The sequence below is a fragment of the Rhodococcus sp. MEB064 genome, from assembly GCF_000834565.1.
GTDB lineage: Bacteria > Actinomycetota > Actinomycetes > Mycobacteriales > Mycobacteriaceae > Rhodococcoides.
Map to the genome: position 1 here is coordinate 1 of NZ_JXQS01000071.1, position 220 is coordinate 220.

The window sequence follows — 220 nt, forward strand, 5'->3', positions numbered from 1 at the left end:
CCGACGGTGTTACGCCCGCGCAGCAACATCTGCAGGGCGATGTTCGGCACTGCCTCCCGCAGTGCCGCCAACCGCTCCCACGGATCCTCGTGCAGGAACCGCAACGCCACGTCGTACGTCGCACCGCCCCAGCACTCGATGGACAACAGTTCGGGGGTGGTGCGTGCGACGTAGGGGGCGACCATCAACAACCCGGACGTCCGCACGCGTGTCGCCAGCA

1 pseudogene is annotated in these 220 nt (G+C 67.7%); it reads right to left on the minus strand.

Annotated features, from left to right (window positions below):
* Positions 1-220: pseudogene (locus RU01_RS20450) on the minus strand (2-oxoglutarate decarboxylase); the annotation flags it as partial.